Annotated in this window: 18 protein-coding genes; 12 read left to right on the plus strand and 6 right to left on the minus strand. The window is 68.6% G+C overall.

Going from position 1 to position 18157, the window contains the following annotated elements; translation table 11 throughout:
- The first annotated feature begins 248 nt into the window (after positions 1 to 248).
- From rpsF to rplI, 4 genes are all read left to right on the plus strand, one after another.
- Positions 249 to 539, plus strand: a complete 291-nt coding sequence (gene rpsF / locus B5557_RS22630; protein ID WP_006604399.1) for a 30S ribosomal protein S6 — start codon at positions 249 to 251, stop codon at positions 537 to 539.
- A 78-nt stretch (positions 540 to 617) separates the two neighbouring features.
- On the plus strand, positions 618 to 1214 hold the full coding sequence (locus B5557_RS22635; RefSeq protein WP_079661192.1) for a single-stranded DNA-binding protein: 597 nt from the start codon (positions 618 to 620) through the stop codon (positions 1212 to 1214).
- An 81-nt stretch (positions 1215 to 1295) separates the two neighbouring features.
- Complete coding sequence (rpsR, locus tag B5557_RS22640; RefSeq protein ID WP_020130672.1) at positions 1296 to 1532, plus strand: 30S ribosomal protein S18; 237 nt, start codon at positions 1296 to 1298, stop codon at positions 1530 to 1532.
- A gap of 18 nt (positions 1533 to 1550) precedes the next feature.
- Positions 1551 to 1997, plus strand: coding sequence for a 50S ribosomal protein L9 (rplI, locus tag B5557_RS22645; protein ID WP_079661193.1), 447 nt, complete (start codon positions 1551 to 1553; stop codon positions 1995 to 1997).
- A 109-nt stretch (positions 1998 to 2106) separates the two neighbouring features.
- Here rplI and B5557_RS22650 read toward each other — a convergent pair whose 3' ends face one another.
- On the minus strand, positions 2107 to 3459 hold the full coding sequence (locus B5557_RS22650) for an MATE family efflux transporter (protein ID WP_331716843.1): 1353 nt from the start codon (positions 3457 to 3459) through the stop codon (positions 2107 to 2109).
- Positions 3460 to 3903: 444 nt separating this feature from the next.
- Here B5557_RS22650 and dnaB point away from each other — a divergent pair, with 444 nt between their 5' ends.
- The 3 genes from dnaB to B5557_RS22665 all read left to right on the plus strand — a co-directional run bounded on the left by dnaB (position 3904) and on the right by B5557_RS22665 (position 6692).
- The gene (gene dnaB, locus B5557_RS22655) at positions 3904 to 5382 is read left to right on the plus strand and encodes a replicative DNA helicase (RefSeq protein WP_079661194.1); all 1479 of its coding nucleotides are present in this window, start codon (positions 3904 to 3906) and stop codon (positions 5380 to 5382) included.
- A 115-nt stretch (positions 5383 to 5497) separates the two neighbouring features.
- Complete coding sequence (locus B5557_RS45290; RefSeq protein WP_443031364.1) at positions 5498 to 5764, plus strand: hypothetical protein; 267 nt, start codon at positions 5498 to 5500, stop codon at positions 5762 to 5764.
- On the plus strand, positions 5724 to 6692 hold the full coding sequence (locus B5557_RS22665) for a helix-turn-helix domain-containing protein (protein ID WP_231976000.1): 969 nt from the start codon (positions 5724 to 5726) through the stop codon (positions 6690 to 6692). Before B5557_RS45290 ends, B5557_RS22665 begins: the two co-directional genes overlap by 41 nt.
- A 36-nt stretch (positions 6693 to 6728) precedes the next feature.
- On the opposite strand, the gene B5557_RS22670 is transcribed toward B5557_RS22665, so the two are convergent.
- Complete coding sequence (locus B5557_RS22670; protein WP_079664935.1) at positions 6729 to 7574, minus strand: oxidoreductase; 846 nt, start codon at positions 7572 to 7574, stop codon at positions 6729 to 6731.
- 105 nt (positions 7575 to 7679) lie between these two features.
- On the opposite strand from B5557_RS22670, the gene B5557_RS22675 reads away from it, so the two are divergent.
- Complete coding sequence (locus tag B5557_RS22675; protein WP_079661196.1) at positions 7680 to 8594, plus strand: LysR substrate-binding domain-containing protein; 915 nt, start codon at positions 7680 to 7682, stop codon at positions 8592 to 8594.
- 22 nt (positions 8595 to 8616) lie between these two features.
- On the opposite strand, the gene B5557_RS22680 is transcribed toward B5557_RS22675, so the two are convergent.
- Positions 8617 to 9432: a phosphotransferase gene (locus B5557_RS22680; RefSeq protein WP_079664936.1), complete on the minus strand. Its 816-nt coding sequence runs from the start codon at positions 9430 to 9432 to the stop codon at positions 8617 to 8619.
- Between the two features lie 156 nt (positions 9433 to 9588).
- Between B5557_RS22680 and B5557_RS22685 the strand changes: the two genes are divergently transcribed.
- Together B5557_RS22685 and B5557_RS22690 are read left to right on the plus strand one after the other, a co-directional pair.
- Positions 9589 to 11043: an NF041680 family putative transposase gene (locus B5557_RS22685; RefSeq protein ID WP_079664937.1), complete on the plus strand. Its 1455-nt coding sequence runs from the start codon at positions 9589 to 9591 to the stop codon at positions 11041 to 11043.
- Positions 11044 to 11166: 123 nt separating this feature from the next.
- A complete protein-coding gene (locus B5557_RS22690; RefSeq protein WP_079661197.1) occupies positions 11167 to 12552 on the plus strand; it encodes a serine hydrolase domain-containing protein in 1386 nt (461 codons plus the stop codon).
- A gap of 84 nt (positions 12553 to 12636) precedes the next feature.
- On the opposite strand, the gene B5557_RS22695 is transcribed toward B5557_RS22690, so the two are convergent.
- Together B5557_RS22695 and B5557_RS22700 are read right to left on the minus strand one after the other, a co-directional pair.
- Positions 12637 to 13089: a GNAT family N-acetyltransferase gene (locus tag B5557_RS22695; RefSeq protein WP_079661198.1), complete on the minus strand. Its 453-nt coding sequence runs from the start codon at positions 13087 to 13089 to the stop codon at positions 12637 to 12639.
- 10 nt (positions 13090 to 13099) lie between these two features.
- Positions 13100 to 13570, minus strand: coding sequence for a MarR family winged helix-turn-helix transcriptional regulator (locus B5557_RS22700; protein ID WP_079661199.1), 471 nt, complete (start codon positions 13568 to 13570; stop codon positions 13100 to 13102).
- A gap of 141 nt (positions 13571 to 13711) precedes the next feature.
- On the opposite strand from B5557_RS22700, the gene B5557_RS22705 reads away from it, so the two are divergent.
- Entirely contained in the window at positions 13712 to 14929 is a 1218-nt protein-coding gene (locus B5557_RS22705) for an MFS transporter (protein ID WP_079661200.1), read from the plus strand.
- A 190-nt stretch (positions 14930 to 15119) separates the two neighbouring features.
- On the opposite strand, the gene B5557_RS22710 is transcribed toward B5557_RS22705, so the two are convergent.
- On the minus strand, positions 15120 to 15986 hold the full coding sequence (locus B5557_RS22710; RefSeq protein WP_079661201.1) for a GNAT family N-acetyltransferase: 867 nt from the start codon (positions 15984 to 15986) through the stop codon (positions 15120 to 15122).
- A gap of 515 nt (positions 15987 to 16501) precedes the next feature.
- On the opposite strand from B5557_RS22710, the gene B5557_RS22715 reads away from it, so the two are divergent.
- Positions 16502 to 18148, plus strand: coding sequence for a globin domain-containing protein (locus tag B5557_RS22715; RefSeq protein WP_079664938.1), 1647 nt, complete (start codon positions 16502 to 16504; stop codon positions 18146 to 18148).
- Positions 18149 to 18157 lie beyond the last annotated feature (9 nt).

Genomic DNA, 18157 nt, shown 5'->3' on the forward strand with positions numbered 1-18157 from the left:
ACACACCCGACGTGTACAGATTGACGCCCACCCACGCCGGATTTCAACCGGAAGCACGTGTGCAGGTAGTCTGTACCGTCTGCACCGGTGTCTGCCCAGGCAGAGCCAGGGAGTCCGCCCAGCTCAGGGTGGGGATGTCGCTTGCCGATCCCCGACTGTCAGTGGCGGCCGATACCGTTGCGTACGCATCACAACCCTCCTGCCACGGATCGACCGTGGCCGCTGAGTCCAAAGGAGGTGGGTTCCACATGCGTCACTACGAGGTGATGGTCATCCTCGACCCCGATCTCGAGGAGCGCGCTGTCTCCCCGCTGATCGAGAACTTCCTCTCCGTCGTCCGTGAGGGCAACGGAAAGGTGGAGAAGGTCGACACCTGGGGCCGTCGTCGTCTCTCGTACGAGATCAAGAAGAAGCCTGAGGGCATCTACTCGGTCATCGACCTGCAGGCCGAGCCTGCGGTCGTCAAGGAGCTCGACCGCCAGATGAACCTGAACGAGTCGGTCCTCCGGACCAAGGTCCTCCGTCCCGAGACCCACTGAGCTCGCACGCTCAGCTGATCTCGGGATTCTGAGTAGCAGCACAAGCAGCCAGCAGCAAACCCGCCGAGAGGTACCCCCATGGCAGGCGAGACCGTCATCACGGTCGTCGGCAATCTTGTCGACGACCCCGAGCTGCGCTTCACCCCCTCCGGTGCGGCGGTCGCGAAGTTCCGTGTCGCGTCCACTCCCCGCACCTTCGACCGTCAGACGAACGAGTGGAAGGACGGCGAGAGCCTGTTCCTGACCTGCTCGGTCTGGCGTCAGGCGGCGGAGAACGTCGCGGAGTCGCTCCAGCGAGGCATGCGCGTCATCGTGCAGGGCCGGCTGAAGCAGCGGTCCTACGAGGACCGTGAGGGCGTCAAGCGCACGGTCTACGAGCTGGACGTCGAGGAAGTCGGCGCCAGCCTGCGCAGTGCCACGGCCAAGGTCACCAAGGCCTCCGGCCGCGGTGGCCAGGGCGGCCAGGGTGGTTACGGCGGCGGTGGCGGCCAGGGTGGCGGCGGCTGGGGCGGAAGCTCCGGCAGCGGCCAGCAGGGCGGCGGCGCTCCTGCCGACGACCCGTGGGCGACCGGCGCTCCCGCCGGTGGTCAGCAGGGCGGCGGCGGTGGCGGCGGCTGGGGTGGAAACTCCGGCGGCTCCAGCGGCGGCGGCTACTCGGACGAACCCCCCTTCTAGGCCCTCGGGCCCGGGTGTCCGGGCCCGATCGGGTCGAAGGCGGGTCGAATCCCAACTTCTTGATCACACAGGAGAAACACCATGGCGAAGCCGCCTGTGCGCAAGCCTAAGAAGAAGGTCTGCGCTTTCTGCAAGGACAAGGTCACGTACGTGGACTACAAGGACACGAACATGCTGCGGAAGTTCATTTCCGACCGCGGCAAGATCCGTGCCCGCCGCGTGACCGGCAACTGCACGCAGCACCAGCGTGACGTCGCCACGGCCGTCAAGAACAGCCGTGAGATGGCGCTGCTGCCGTACACCGCCCAGGCGCGATAAGGGAAGGGTGACCGACAAATGAAGATCATCCTCACCCACGAGGTCTCCGGCCTCGGTGCCGCGGGCGACGTCGTCGACGTCAAGGACGGCTACGCTCGCAACTACCTGATCCCGCGGAACTTCGCGATCCGTTGGACCAAGGGTGGCGAGAAGGACGTCGAGCAGATTCGTCGCGCTCGCAAGATCCACGAGATCCAGACCATCGAGCAGGCCAACGCTGTCAAGGCCCAGCTCGAGGGCGTCAAGGTCCGCCTGGCCGTCCGCTCCGGCGACGCCGGTCGTCTCTTCGGTTCCGTCACCCCGGCCGACATCGCCTCGGCGATCAAGGCTTCCGGTGGCCCCGAGGTCGACAAGCGTCGTATCGAGCTCGGTTCGCCGATCAAGACCCTGGGCGCCCACGAGACGTCCGTGCGTCTGCACCCCGAGGTTGCCGCCAAGGTCAACATCGAGGTCATCGCGGCCTGATCGCTGCGCTCGGCTTGAAGAGCTGAGAAGGGGCCGCACCCGCTGGGTGCGGCCCCTTCCGCTTGCTCTGTTTCTGTTTCACGTGAAACGTCAGTTTCACGTGAAACGGTCAGCGGGTCGCGCCGGTGACGACCCAGCGGCCCGACCGGGCGCGTAGCCAGAGGGTGAGCATCCGTACGGCCATCATCAATGTCATCGCTCCCCACACCGCGGTGAGGCCGCCGCCGAGAACCGGCACGAGTAGGGCCACCGGTGTGAAGACGGCCAGGGTCAGCACCATGGCCCAGGCGAGATAGGGGCCGTCTCCCGCGCCCATCAGCACACCGTCCAGCACGAAGACGATGCCGCAGACAGGCTGGGCGAGTGCCACCACGAGCAGAGCGGGCAGCGCCGCCTCCTTCACAGCCGGGTCGCTGGTGAAAAGCGGCAGGAGGAGAGGTCGGCTGATCACGACCAACAGACCGAGCACGACACCGACGGCGATGCCCCACTCGACCATCCGGCTGCAGGCGTCACGGGCGCCCTGGGCGTCATCGGCACCGAGATAGCGCCCGATGATGGCCTGCCCGGCGATGGCGATGGCGTCGAGGGCGAAGGCGAGCAGGCTCCACAGGCCCAGGGCGATCTGGTGTGCCGCGATGTCGTCGTCCCCGAGTCGGGCTGCCACTGCGGTGGCGATCATCAGGATCGCCCGCAGCGAGAGCGTGCGGACCAGCAGAGGCACCCCGGCCTGGGCGGATGCCCTGATACCGGAGGCGTCGGGGCGCAGGGACGCGCCGTGGCGGCGGGCTCCCCGGATCACCACCGTGAGGTAGACAACGGCCATGGCGCACTGCGCGATGACGGTTCCCCAGGCGGAGCCGGCGATGCCGAGGTCCGCACCGTAGACGAGGCCGACGTTCAGGGCGGCATTGGTGATGAAGCCGGCGACGGCGACGTAGAGCGGTGTCCTCGTGTCCTGGAGTCCGCGCAGGACACCGGTCGCGGCCAGGACGACGAGCATGGCCGGTATCCCGAGTGCGGAGATGCGCAGATAGGTGGTCGCATAAGGGGCGGCCGTCTCCGAGGCGCCGAAGAGCTCCACGAGTGCCGGGGCGGTGGGCAGGACAGCCGCGATCACCGCGGCACCGAGCAGCAGCGCCAGCCAGATGCCGTCCATGCCCTGGCGGATGGCGGCCGGGAGGTCGCCGGCGCCCACCCGGCGCGCGACGCCGGCGGTGGTGGCGTAGGCGAGGAAGACGAAGACGCTGACGGCTGTCATGAGGAGTGCGGAGGCGACTCCCAGCCCGGCCAGTTGGGCGGTGCCCAGGTGGCCCACGATCGCGCTGTCGGCCATGACGAAGAGGGGCTCGGCGACGAGTGCGCCGAAGGCCGGTACGGCCAGTGCGACGATCTCTCGATCGTGCTGTCGCCGAGTGGCCCTGGGGGGCGCGGGAGCCTGTGTCATGGCCACCAATCTAATCGTCCACAGGTAAGAGATGCAATCGCATAGTGACCCTTACCTCGTCTGGCACTCCGTGTCCTCCGGCGCGCCGTTCGAAGGGATCTTGGCCCGACTGGGCAACTTTTTCTTCTGCACAGCCAGTGGATGGGGAACATGCAGGTCAGGGGTGCTTGGCAGGAAAAGACGAGGGCTTGTTCACAGCACTGTCCACCGGGTCGTGCACAGGTTTTGCGGAGTTCTCCACAGCATAGGGGCCGTCGTCCACATGGCCTGTGGATAACCAGATTGGCTGACGGTGCCCGCGGGCCTACCGTGGTCCGGCGCCCGCTCCGTCCGTCGGTCGAGAAAACCCTTACAAAACCGACGCGCCGCAACCGGAGTTGGGCCTCTCAGTTGTCAGTGCCGTGCCGTAGAAAAGAGACACGGCGAGGTCCGCTCGGCGGACGGGAGGAGGTGGCTCGGTTGAGCATTTCCGAGCCCTTGGACGACCCGTGGGCCGACAGCGGTCCCAGTGATCGTCTGCCCTCTTCCCGCCGGCGCGGTGACGGCGGGCGCGGCCGGGACGAACAGCATGATCGCGGCCGGGACAGCGGTGAGTGGGAAGGCGGGGGCACCGCCTTCGAGCGGGTACCGCCGCAGGACCTCGACGCCGAGCAGTCCGTCCTCGGCGGCATGCTCCTGTCCAAGGACGCCATCGCCGACGTGGTCGAGGTGCTCAAGGGCCACGACTTCTACAAGCCCGCGCACGAGACGATCTACCAGGCGATCCTCGACATCTACGCCAAGGGTGAGCCGGCCGACCCGATCACCATCGCCGCCGAGCTCACCAAACGCGGCGAGATCAACAAGGTCGGCGGCGCGTCCTATCTGCACACCCTCGTCCAAACGGTGCCGACGGCCGCCAACGCCGAGTACTACGCGGAGATCGTCCACGAGCGTGCGGTGCTGCGCCGCCTGGTCGAGGCCGGCACGCGTATCACCCAGATGGGATACGCGGCCGACGACGACGTCGACGAGATCGTCAACCGCGCCCAAGCGGAGATCTACGCGGTCACCGAGCAGCGCACCAGCGAGGACTACCTCCCGCTCGGCGACATCATGGAGGGCGCCCTCGACGAGATCGAGGCGATCGGCTCACGCAGCGGCGAGATGACGGGAGTGCCCACCGGCTTCACGGACCTCGACTCGCTCACCAACGGTCTGCACCCGGGCCAGATGATCGTGATCGCGGCCCGTCCCGCCATGGGCAAGTCCACGCTCGCGCTGGACTTCGCCCGCGCGGCGTCGATCAAGCACAACCTGCCGAGTGTCATCTTCTCCCTGGAAATGGGGCGCAACGAGATCGCGATGCGTCTGCTCTCCGCTGAGGCCCGCGTCGCCCTGCACCACATGCGGTCCGGCACCATGACGGACGAGGATTGGACCCGCCTGGCCCGCCGGATGCCCGAGGTGTCCTCCGCGCCGCTCTACATCGACGACTCCCCGAACCTGTCGATGATGGAGATCCGCGCCAAGTGCCGCCGGCTGAAGCAGCGCAACGACATCAAGCTCGTGATCATCGACTATCTGCAGCTGATGCAGGCCGGTGGCTCCAAGCGCTCCGAGAGTCGTCAGCAGGAGGTTTCGGACATGTCCCGTAACCTCAAGCTGCTGGCCAAGGAGCTGGAGGTCCCGGTGATCGCGCTCTCGCAGCTCAACCGAGGTCCCGAGCAGCGCACGGACAAGAAGCCGATGGTGTCCGACCTGCGTGAATCCGGCTCCATCGAGCAGGACGCCGACATGGTGATCCTGCTGCACCGTGAGGACGCGTACGAGAAGGAGTCCCCGCGCGCGGGCGAGGCGGACATCATCGTGGGCAAGCACCGTAACGGCCCCACGGCCACGATCACCGTGGCCTTCCAGGGCCACTACTCGCGCTTCGTGGACATGGCGCAGACCTGATCCCCGGAGGGGATACCGGTCTGGAGCTCCGGAACTGGCACGCGACGGTGAGCCCCGCCCGGACTATCGCCCGGAGCGACCGTGTGAGGCGCGATACACGGCTAAGGCCGATGAGCTGGGGGTATCACCTCGCGCCGTGAAGAAGTGGGTCGCTGATTTTCGTCGTCGCGGAGAGGCTGGGCTCGCGCCGAAGAAGGCAACAGAAAAGCCACACTCCGGAGTTGATGACCGGTGGGTGGAGACCCTCGGGCAGCCCGCAGAGCCGGACGGCCCTGAGGAAGAGGCATTGGTGGACGCGCCCGAGACGGGCGATGACGACGAGGCCGATCTGGAAGACCTGGGTGACGACGACTTTTACGCGGACGCCCTGGAGGACGTGTGAGCACGTTCAGTCCGCAGTCCCTGGGCAATCTGGCGTTGTCGCGGAAAGCTGGCAGCCCCCTCTCACCCTGCTGAGCGGGCTCGAACTTCCCGGCCCCGATCCGGACCAGATCGACGTTCCCCGCCTGCACCAACTCATCCGCCAGCGCAAGAACCCGGTCCAGCACGCCGCCGATACCTTCAGCACGAGCATCGAGGCGATCCGACTCGTCCTGGACGAACAGCCGGCCCCTGCTCTCCCGCCGACTGAGGCTGCGGCCAAGGCCACGGGCCGTACCCGCTTCAGGGCCCGCCAGGAAGTATCAAGAAAGACTCTCTCCCGCCTCTACCTGGATGAATACCGCTCACTTCAGCAGATCGCCGACCTCACCGGCTTCTCCCGCAAGGTGCTGACCGAGCTTGCGCGGGAGTACGGCATCCCGCTCCGCGACGGACCGCAGGACTACAGGCCCAGGGGAACCGTCGAACGGGAATGGCTGGTCGAGCAGTACGTCGTCCGCCGGCGGACCTTGCCTGATCTCGCCCGTGAGATGGGCATGAGCACTGCGAACATGGCGCGGTGGGCCCACGCCCATAACATCCCTCTCCGGCCCCGCGGCGGAGGAAGCCACAACGCCGCTTTTCGCACGGCAGACCAGGCGACCGCCGCCCCGGTCGTCCTGCGTGAAGCTCTCACAAGTCCCCACGCGTGGCAGCGACTCGAACGCTTCGTGGCGGCACTGCGCTATCCCACGATCGGCGAGGCAGCCAAAGCACTCGGCACCACCCAGCCCGCGCTGACGACCCAGATCACCCACCTTGAACGTGACCTCGGACAGCCTTTACTCGAACGAGCTGAACGGGGCCGAGCCATGACGGCGACACCTTTTGGAAAGCGTGTGGTCGCGGCGGCCAGAGAGATCCTTGCGGAGGAAAAGACAAGGCAGTGAATTCACCGAGCACAGGGTCCTCCCCCTGCCCGGCTGTCACTCCGTGTCGAAGTCCGTCCCCCGGGAGATCTTCTCCCACTCGGTGAGCTCGGCCCGCACGGAGTCCAGGTGCGCGGTCAGGAGGTCGACTGCGTCGCCGCCGAGGGCAAGGCGGAGCGGGGTCTTCTCGGCGTCCAGAGCCAGCCGGATCGCCGCCGCGGCCTTCGCCGGGTCGCCGGGCTGGCTGCCGTCGCTGCCCTGCACCATCCGCCGGGTCGCGCCGACCTTTTCCACGTACGCCGGGTTCTCCTCGGAGAAGTACGCCGCACCCTTGCCGAAGAGGTTGGTACGGAACGCGCCGGGCTCCACGATCAGCACCTTGATGCCGAACGGCGCCACCTCGTCGGCCAAGGCCTCCGACAGTTGCTCCAGCGCCGCCTTGGTCGCGCTGTACGCGGAGAACCCGGCGAAGGACAGTTGCCCGCCGAAGCTGCTGATGTTCACGACCGATCCACTGCCCCGCTCCCTCATCTGCGGCAGCAGCGCCCGGGTCAGCCGCGCCGGGCCGAGCACGTGCAGCTCGAACAGGTCGCGCAGCTCCTGGTCGGTGGTCTCCTCGAACGCCCCTACCTGGGTGCGGCCCGCGTTGTTCACCAGCACGTTCACCCTGCCGTAGCGGGCCAGGACGTCGGCGGCCACCTCATCGATTCGCTCGCCGTCGGTGACGTCCAGGCTGATCGCCTCGACACGGTCCGGGTGCGCGGCGACCAGGTCGTCCAGCGCCTCGGTTCGCCGGGCGGTGCCGATCACCGTGTCACCAGCGGCGATCGCGGCCTCCGTGATGGCCCGCCCGAAACCGCTGCTCGCGCCGGTGACCAGCCAGACCTTGGCGTCCTCGCTCATCTTCATCTCCCTCGTCAACTGCCGTTCGGGCCGCCCCGTCGGCAGGTCCCATCCTTCGCCAGGCACCGGGGCGGCGTCCAAGATCCGTTGTGATAGCCATGAGTTATGGACGTCCATGGGCGTGATCTGCGCTACTTCACCTCGGTCGCCGAGGAATTGAGCTTCACCCGCGCCGCCGAGCGGCTGTTCGTCTCCCAACCCGCTCTGAGCAAGCAGATACGGATGCTGGAGAAGCAACTCGGCGTGGTCCTGTTCGAACGAGACCGGCGGACAGTGCGGTTGACCGCGGTGGGGGAAGCCCTGTTACCGCACGCCCGCGCGGTGCTGGCCGCCTGGCAGGCCGCGGAGGCGGCGGTGGAGGAGGCGAAGACCGCCGAGCGGTGCACTCTGGTGATCGGCATGTCCACCAGCCCGGGCCGCGGGCTGCTGCCCGCTCTGCGGACCCGCCTTGTCTCCCGACATCCGGACGCGCAGCCTGTCCTGCGCCAGGTCAACTGGGCGGATTCCAGCGCCGGGTTGGCGGATGGATCCAGCGACGTGGCCTTCGTCTGGCTGCCACTGCCGGACGAAGACCGTTACCAGTATGCGGTGGTAGCCCGCGAGCCTCGGCTGGTCGCACTCCCGGACGGACACCCCTTGGCGGCGCGGGCCGCGTCCGACCCCGAGGGAAAGGTGGACTTCACCGACCTGCTGGAGGAGCCCTTCCTCGCCCTCCCTCCGGAGGCCGGCCCGCTGCGGGACTTCTGGCTTGCCCTGGACGCCCGGGACGGTCGCCAGCCGCGGATCGGCGGGGTGGTGGCCAGCGCCGAGGAGACCCACGAGGCGGTCGTCGGCGGCCAGGGGGTGGCGCTGCTGGCCGCCGGTAACGCCCCGCTGGTCGTCCGGGACGAGGTGATCGCCGTGCCGGTCCGGGGCATTTCCCCGTCCCAACTGGCGGTGGCCGCCTGCCAGGACGACACACGGCCACTGGTTCTCGCCTACCTTGCCGCTGCGCGGGAGGTTGGGGCCACAACCTCTTAGCTTGTCTTTTAACCTCTGTCCGTCACTCCAGCAGCACTGTCGTGAACCTCAGGTGGTGCGTCGCCAGCCATTCCTGCATGCGGTCCCAGCGTTGCCAGCCACCGCGCTCGGCCAGAGCTTGGGTGTAGACGGGCTCCCCGCCGGCCACGCGGTCGGCGACGAAGGCCCGGCAGGACGCGGTGGCCTGTTCGATGACGTCGGGCAGTTCAGCGCGGTCCTGCCGGGATAGCCCGTAACCGTCGGCGAGAATCCGCAATCGCGTCGGGGCATCCAGCCCTGCGGGATAGAGAGCCATCGCGGATTCGGGATCGAGCATGGGAACCCAGTACCGGGCGGTCATGGCGACATCCCACAGCGGTCGGCCAGGGGCCGCCAGGTCGAAATCGATCAGGCCCGCCGCACGACCATCGCGGAACACGACGTTCTCCAGGCACACGTCGTTGTGGCACAGCATCGTCCCGCCCTTGGGGTCGGCCAGGTCCCGGGGCCACTCGACATCTGTATCGGCCGGGATGGTCGCGCTGGCCTCGTGCAGGCGCCGCAGCAGGCTTCCCACCGATCTCAGCGCGCTCTGCGTCATCGCCCAGCGCGGAAACGGCGGCAGGGCGACGTCGCCGGGGATGAAGGTCAGCCGTTCGCGGCCGTCCGCGGTGAGACCGACCGGGGTGGGAGCCGCGTCGAAGCCGTGCTCTTCGAGCGCGAGGAGGTAGGAGTGAAGGGCGCGCGCGGTGCGCGGGGCCGGGCGTTCCACCAGGGTGCCACGCCGGACGACCGCGCCCGCGTTCACCATGCCGCCGACCAGTGCTTCGTCATCTGTGGCTTCACCCTCAGCTGCCATGTCGATCACGTTATCGCCAGGTCGGCCGCGTGAGGGATGTTTCGAAATGTGCTTCGAACTTGGACGTTCACCTGGGTGTTCGCCGGACGCTGGGGCGGCCTTCGTCTGATCCTGTGCTCCGACCAAGGTGCACTGATCAAGACGAAGGCCGTGAGGGTGAGTCTGCTGTCTGACGCCGGTCCTGGGGAGGCGTTCGCGCAAGCGTCACGCTTTCGGGAGGACTTATTCGACTGCCTGACCGCGCGCGGGGACGAGCTGTTCGAGCTTGTCGATGCGTTGCTGTGTGCGGACGGTCCGGTGACTTCGCCGGTGGATCTGACGCTGGTGGCCGAGCACCGGCGTGGGCACGGCGCGATGTACGACGCGTTGAACTGCGGGAACGTGGATGTGCCGCGGCTGCGACAGGTGCTGGCCGGGTTGCCGATGCCGCGAGCCGCCGACGGGCGCTTGGTCCTGGCGGTCGACGTCAGCAACTGGCTCCGCCCGGACGCGCCGACCAGCGCGGACCGCCTGTTCTGCCACGTCTACGGTCGCAGCGGACGGTCCTCGGATCAGTTCATCCCCGGCTGGCCGTACTCCTTCGTCGCCGCCCTCGAATCGGGTCGGACATCCTGGTGCCAGCTGCTGGACGCCGTCCGTCTCGGCCCGGAGGACGACGTCGCCGAGGTCACCGCCGCCCAGCTCCGCCGCGTGGTCGAGGACCTGATCGAGATGGGCCGCTGGCACCTCGGCGACCGCGACATCCTCATTGTCTTCGACGCCGGCTACGACGGACCGCGCATGGCCCACCTCCTGGCCGGCCTCCCGGTCGAGGTGCTGGGACGGATGCGCTCCGACCGCGTCATGCGACGGCCGACACCTTCGCTCAAGGAGTACGCCCTGGCCTACCCGCAGGGCGGGCGGCCGCCGAAGCACGGCAAGGAGTTCCGCTTCGCCAAGCCGGACACCTGGGGCGAGCCAGACGCGGCCACCGTGCAGGTCACCGACCGATACGGCACCGCCCACGCGATGGCCTGGGACCGCATCCACCCCCGCCTGACCACCCGCTCCGCATGGATCGACCACACCGGCGAACTCCCCATCATCGAGGGCACGCTGATCCGCCTCCAGGTCGACCGCCTGCCCGGCGGAGGCGACCCGCTCCCGCTCTGGCTCTGGTCGTCCGCCACCGGCCTGAACAGCAAGGACGTCGACGTGCGCTGGCAGGCGTTCCTGAGAAGATTCGACATCGAGCACCTCTTCAGGCTGATGAAACAGACCCTCGGGTGGACCCGCCCGAAGCTGCGGACCCCCGAGGCCGGCGAGCGATGGACCTGGCTGGTCATCGCCGCGCAAACCCAGATCCGCCTCCTGCGCGAGGCCGCCGCCGACTTGCGGCGACCGTGGGAGAGGCCCGCCGAGCCCAGCCGGCCCACCCCGGCCAGAGTCCGCCGGGGGTTCAGAAACCTCCGCCCGCACCTGCGCTGTCCGGCCCGTGCACCGAAACCCGCAACACCCGGACCAGGCAGGCCACTTGGCTCGAAGAACCGGCGGCCCGCCACCCGCTACGACGTGGGCAAGACCGTGAAACGGCCCGAGAGCATCATCGAACGAAACCGACTCAGACCATAAAGAACAAGCTTAGTCGTACGCCAGGAACTCACACACACCTCGGCGACCAGTCGTTCCGGATCGGCCTCGACTTCCTGGTGAAATGAGCTCGACGCCGACCGCGTGGGCGGGTGGACTGGGCCTATGACGACACCTCAGGAAGAGCTGCTCCCCGGTACGCGGCGGGCGCTGCTCCACCGGATCGCCGTGGCCCAGGCCGAAGGGCGTTCCCCCTCGCTGGTCGCCGCGGTCGTACGGGACGGGCGGGCCGTGTGGCACGGGGCACGGACCTCGGTCGATGGTCACGCGCCGGATGAGAACGTGCAGTACCGGATCGGCTCCATCACGAAGACCTTCACCGCAGTCCTTGTGCTGCGGCTGCGCGACGAGGGGGTGCTCGACCTCGGGGACCCCCTGGAGAAGCACCTGCCCGGCACCGGCGCGGGGGAGGCCACGGTGGCCGAACTGCTCGCCCATACCAGCGGGCTGCCGGCCGAGGCGCCCGGACCGTGGTGGGAGCGGACCCCGGGCTCGCTACGGCCCGAACTCGCCGACGTCCTCGGTGACCAGGCCACCCCGCACCAGGCCGGCCGCCGGTACCACTACTCGAACCCCGGTTACACCCTCCTGGGCGCTCTTGTGGAAGAGCTCCGTGGAGCGTCCTGGGAAGAGGTATTGCGGCGTGAAGTGCTCGAACCCCTGGGTCTCAACCGCACGACTGTCCGATCGCAGGCGCCGGCTGCGGGTGGGTGGGCGGTGCACCCGTGGGCGGATGTGATGCTGCCGGAGCCGGCCGAGGACTTCGGGCGGATGGCCCCGGCGGGGCAGCTGTGGTCAACGACCGGTGATCTCGCGCGATTCGCCGCCTTCCTGATGCGGGGGGACGACCGGGTGCTGAGCGCGGAAACTCTGCGCGAGATGTGGACGCCCGCGGCTCCGGCCGGGCTGGCGGATGTGGCGGACGGCGCCACGTATGGACTCGGACTGCAGGTTCAGCACCGGGACGGCCGACTGCTCGTGGGCCACTCCGGCTCGGTTCCCGGATTCCTGGCGACCCTCACCGTGGGCGTGGCGGACGACGTTGCCGCGGTGGTGCTCGCCAACTGCACCTCCGGCCTTCTGACGTCCCAGGTGGCCGTCGATCTCGTACGCATCGTCGCCGAGGCGGAGCCACGGATTCCCGAACCGTGGCGTCCGCTGCGAGAGGTCGACTCTTCCGCCTTGGAGCTGGCGGGCCAGTGGTACTGGGGTACGAACCCTTTCGCCCTGCGTGTGACGGCCGACGGGCTCATCTCGTTGGGGCCGCTGTCCGGCGGCGGTCGGCGTTCCCGGTTCCGGCCGAACGGGGACGGTACCTGGACCGGTCTGGAGGGCTACTACGCCGAAGAGCTGCTGAGGGCCGTACGACGGCCTGACGGGAGCGTGGACCACCTGGACCTCGGGTCGTTCGTGTTCACGCGTCAGCCGTACGACGAGGGAGCGGCTGTCCCCGGCGGCGTCGACCCGGAGGGGTGGCGGGCTATCGGCTAGCCACACCTGCCGGGTGGAAGCGCGCTGTTTCACGTGAAACAGCGCGCTTCCACCCCGGAACGCTTCTCCCGGCACGCCGAGCCTTCAGAGCTGCAGCTTGAAGCCCATGTGGGAGGCCACGAAGCCCAGCCGCTCGTAGAAGCGATGGGCGTCGGTGCGTGTGGTGTCGGAGGTCAGCTGCACCAACTGGCAGTTCTCCCGCCGGGATTCCTCCACCGCCCACTCGACGAACCGCGTGCCCAGGCCGCTGCCGCGCTCGTCGGCGTGTACCCGCACGCCCTCGATGATCGACCTGGTCGAGCCGCGGCGGGACAGGCCCGGGACGATCGTCAGCTGGAGGGTGCCGACAACGCGCCCCTTGCGGACAGCGACGACCAGGCGCTGGTTCGGGTCGGCGGTGAGTCGTTCCAACGCGGTCAGATACGGGCTGAGGTCGTCCGGCGACTCGCGCTGTGCGCCGAGGGGGTCGTCCGCGAGCATGCCGACGATCGCGGGGATGTCCTCGGCGACGGCCGCCCGTATTTCAAGATCTTCCATGCCCGCGACCCTATGCACCCAAGGCGGCGGGTGCCTTCAGTGACTCCACGACCTGTACCAGCGGGGCCAGTTCCGGGTTCTTCGCGGCTTCGTCGAGTGCCTCGCGCAGGGCGGCGTCGTTGGTCGGGCGGGCTTCGGCGAGCAGCTTCAGACCGGCTTCGGTGACGTTGGTGTAGATGCCGCGGCGGTCGGTGGGACACAGGTAGCGCTCGAGCAGTCCGCGGTCCTCGAGCCTGGTCACCAGTCGGGTGGTGGCGCTCTGGCTGAGGACGACCGCGTCGGCCACCTGCTTCATCTGCAGATGCCCGCCGTCGCCGTCGTGCTGTCGGCTGAGCACGTCGAGCAGGGAGTACTCGCGCACGCTCAGGTCGTGGCGGGCCTGCAGCGCGCGCTCGATGTGGGCCTCGATCCTCCCGTGCAGGAGGGAGAGGGCGCACCAGCTCTGGGCGAGGGCGGTGAGTGCGGGGTCCGTCGCAGTCATGGGTTCTCCTCGGTCCCGGAGCGGCTGACACCAGGATAGAGCAACTCCGAAATAGACGGCGGTTGCACTTAGCCCGCGTCTGCAACTATTGTTGGCGCACGTAAAGCGCACGTGCAATCTTCTCGGAAGGTGTCACCTCCTATGCCTCTCGCGCTTCTGGCCCTCGCGATCGGGGCCTTCGGAATCGGAACCACCGAATTCGTGATCGTCGGCCTGCTCCCCGACGTCGCGGACGACTTCGGCGTCTCCATTCCCACGGCCGGCTTCCTCGTGACCGGTTACGCGCTCGGAGTCATGTTCGGAGCTCCGCTCATGACTGCCCTCGGCACCAAGGTCGCCCGCAAGCGAATGCTGATGCTGCTGATGGTTCTGTTCATCGTCGGCAACCTGCTCTCCGCCGTCGCCCCCACCTTCACCGTCATGCTGATCGGCCGTGTGGTCGCCTCCCTCGCCCATGGCGCCTTCTTCGGCATCGGCTCGGTCGTCGCGGCCGAGCTGGTCGCCGCCGACAAGAAGGCCGGGGCCATCGCGATGATGTTCACCGGCCTCACCGTCGCCAACGTCGTCGGCGTCCCGCTCGGCACTCTCGTCGGCCAGAACGTCGGCTGGCGAGTCACCTTCGCTGTCGTCGCCGCGCTCGGCGTCGTCGGGCTGGTCGGCATCGCCAAGCTCGTGCCCGAGCTACCCCGGGTCGAGGGCGTCCACCTGCGGCACGAGCTGGCCGCCCTCAAGAACGCCCAGGTCCTGCTCGCCATGGCGATGACCGTCCTCGGCTTCGGCGGCGTCTTCGCGGCCATCACCTACATCTCGCCGATGATGACCCATGTGGCCGGCTTCGCCGACGGCTCCGTCACCTGGCTGCTCGTTCTCTTCGGACTCGGCATGGTGGGCGGCAACCTCATCGGCGGAAAGTTCGCCGACCGCGCCCTGATGCCCATGCTGTACGCCTCACTGGGTGCCCTGGCGGTCGTCCTGGCCCTCTTCACGGTGACCGCCCACAACAAGATCCTCGCGGCCCTCACGATCGTGCTGATCGGCGCCCTGGGCTTCGCCGCCGTCCCGCCCCTGCAGAAGCGCGTCCTGGACCAGGCGCACGGAGCCCCGACCCTGGCCTCGGCGGTGAACATCGGAGCATTCAACCTCGGCAACGCACTGTCCGCCTGGCTCGGCGGACTCGTCATTACGGCGGGCCTGGGATACACCGCGCCGAACTGGGTCGGCGCCGCCCTCGCCGCTAGCGCCCTGTTCCTCGCCTTCGTCTCGGCCGCCCTGGAACGCCGCGACCGGGCCTCGGGCATTCCCAGCGCCGTCGTCGCGGGCGGCACGCCCGTGGGGCGGCAGACGACCCCCCGGCGCTGAACTTGGGCCGTTCGCCCGTCTGCCCTTCCCTCAACCACTAGGAGAACTGCCTGATGAGTACCACCGCCGTCGCGCCATTGACCAAAATCGCCGCGACCGCCGTGGAGACGCTCGTCTGACAGCGGCAGTCCACGAAGAACGCCGACTTCCCGTTAACAGGGGAATCGGCGTTCTGTCAGTCCGCGTGTCCTCAGGTAGCCGCGACCGTCAGAGGGGCGAAGCGGCGGCGCCAGTCGCCCGGCAACTCCGTGATCCCGTAGGTCATCACGGAGTTGAAGGCAACGGGCTCCAGCCCACGTGCCTTCACCCATGTGAGCAGTTCCTCGTGCCGTATGTCGATGTCGGTGCGCAGCGGTCGGTCCGCGTGGGCGGCGAGGGAGGAGAGAAGGGCCTTCGCGGTCGCCGTGTCCCGGGCGATCAGCGGGCCCACGACCTGGGTGTCCATGTTGGGCCACGCGGCCGCGTAGCCGATGATCCGGCCCTTGTCCTCGGCGACCCGCAACTGGTCGGCGAAGGCGGGCAAGCGGGTGATCATGTGCGTGCGATCGGTGCCGAAGACCTCCTCGTCGAGCCGGAGGATCGAGGACAGGTCCTCGGCAGTGGCCGCACGGGTGGCGACGCCCGGAGCCCGTTCGTCCGGCGTGAAATGACCTCGCACCATTTCCGCGCGGCCTGTGCACTTGAAGCCCAGCTCCTCGTAGAGCGGACGTCCGTTCGGTGTGGCATGCAGCGTCAGAGGGGTGGCATCCATCACGGAGACGACATGGCGCATCAGCCGCCGGCCGACACCCTGCCGGGCGTGCCGCTCAGCGACCAGCACCATGCCGATGGCGCCGAGATCCGGACTGCCGTACGGGCCGTACTCGGTGACGACGCAGGCGCTGACGAGCCCCCCGTCGGGGTCGTCGATGCCGTATCCCTTGCCGGCCGAGAGGAGGAGGCCCCACTTGTGTTCCTCGCGTGGCCACCCCCGATCCTCGGACAAGTCGGCGCAGGCGGTGAGGTCCCGGTGCGTCAGACGGCGGATGGGTAGAGCGGTGAGGGGAGGAGTCGGCACGCAGGTCAGGCTGTACGACCGGCACCGTCGGCGTCCACCGGTTTCCCCGTGGACATACGTGCTTTTGGCCATGCTGCGGCGACTGCACAGTACGTCGCCCGCGATGGCATGTTTCACGTGAAACAGAGGGGTCGAGCAAAGCCGCTGTTCCACGAGGGAAGGCGGGACTTGTGCCGCGAGCGGCGGCCGGTATGGTCGACTCCGGTTCGCTTCCGGGACGAGATGCGCCTGACGTGATGCACATTCCGTGCGAGCCGAGAGCAGGGCAATGCAGCCTAACGGGACGGAGAGATCGAAGACCTGCATTTCCGGTGATGTGACCGAGGCGCCTGCACAGGATGGGATGCTGCGGTGAGAGCGCTGCGCCCCATGTCACGCTCTCGCCTTACGTGTTCGCGGCGCGGAAATACGGGTGGACCGCGGCTGTCACGGTTGCGGAACCGATGGGGAAAGCAAGCCGTCTGCGGGGAAAGCAGGCACCTTCCGATCCAGGAAGTGCGCAGACCGATCGAATGATGTTCGAGGCGAGGCACACCATGGACGCTCCGACCAGCAGGTCGGCCGACAACGGCACGTCCGGCGGCGGGGACGGATGGTTCACACCGCGTAAGCAGCCGGAACCGGCTGCGGGGGGCGAGCAGGGGACTTCAGGGGGCCGCCGTCTGGCCGCGCTACGCCCGGTGGGCCGGAACGCGACCGACTCGCACGCCGACGCACCTGAAGTGGGCACCACGGACACCGGGCCCCGAATACCGCCGGGCCCGAAGCCCCCCGCCGCGACGGCCGCCCCCGCCGACGCACATCCCCAGTCGCTGACCGAACCGCCTTCGCTCCTCGACACTTCGAACCCGGTCGAGGCGCACACCTCCGTGGAGCCCTGGACGCCCGCCCGGCAGGAGGACCCCTCCCCGCCTCAGGCGCCCGTCCAACCGCAGGCCCTTGAGGAGTCGCAAGCGCCCGTGGACTCGCATCCTCCCGCGCAACAGCTCACTGCCTCGCCCCTTGAACCCCTCGTGCCCGCCCAACGGTCCGCACCCGACACGGACGCGTCGCCGGACGCCATCCTCATCCGGCGCACCATGGCCGAGGTGGCCCCGGTGGCCGACAAGGTCACGTCGTACTTCTACGCGATGCTCTTCGTCCGCCATCCCGACCTGCGCTCGCTCTTCCCGCCCGCGATGGACGCCCAGCGGGACCGGCTCCTCAAGGCCCTGCTCACCGCCGCCGAGCACATCGACAACACCCCGGTCCTCGTCGAGTACCTGCAGAACCTCGGCCGTGGCCACCGCAAGTACGGCACCCGGGCCGAGCACTACCCGGCCGTCGGCGAGTGCCTCATCGGCGCGCTGAGCAAGTACGCCGACTCCGTGTGGGACGCCGAGACGGAGGCGGCCTGGGTCCGGACCTACACCACGATCTCCCAGGTGATGATCGACGCGGCGGCCGCCGACGAACTGCGCGCACCGGCGTGGTGGTACGCGGAGGTCGTCTCCCACGACCTTCGGACGCCGGATGTCGCCATCCTCACCGTCCGCCCCGATCAGCCCTACCCGTTCCTCGCCGGGCAGTACACGAGTCTGGAAACGCCGTGGTGGCCGCGGATCTGGCGGCACTACTCCTTCGCCTCGGCGCCGCGCTCCGACGGTCTGTTGACGCTCCACGTGAAGGCCGTCCCCGCGGGATGGGTCTCCAACGCCCTGGTGCACCGCGCACGCCCGGGCGACGTCATCCGGCTCGGGCCGCCGGCCGGTTCCATGACCGTCGATCACACCAGGGACAGCGGTCTGCTCTGTCTGGGCGGCGGCACCGGCATAGCCCCCATCAAGGCACTCGTCGAGGACGTCGCCGAGCGCGGCGCCCGCCGTCCGGTGGAGGTGTTCTACGGCGCCCGCAGCGACCACGACCTGTACGACCTCGACACGATGCTCAGACTCCAGCGGTCCCACCCCTGGCTGGAGGTGCGCCCGGTGGTGGACCGGCACGGTCTGCTTCAGCTGCCCGAAGCGATACGCACCTTCGGTCCCTGGACCGGATACGACGCCTATGTCTCCGGTCCGCCCGGCATGATCCGCAGCGGTGTGGACGCCCTGCGCGGTCTCGGTATCCCCGCCGAGCGCATACGCCACGACTCCGTCGAGGAACTCGTCGCCGCCGGGAGCTGACCCGATGCC

Origin of the sequence: Streptomyces sp. 3214.6, assembly GCF_900129855.1 — a bacterium.
GTDB lineage: Bacteria > Actinomycetota > Actinomycetes > Streptomycetales > Streptomycetaceae > Streptomyces > Streptomyces soliscabiei.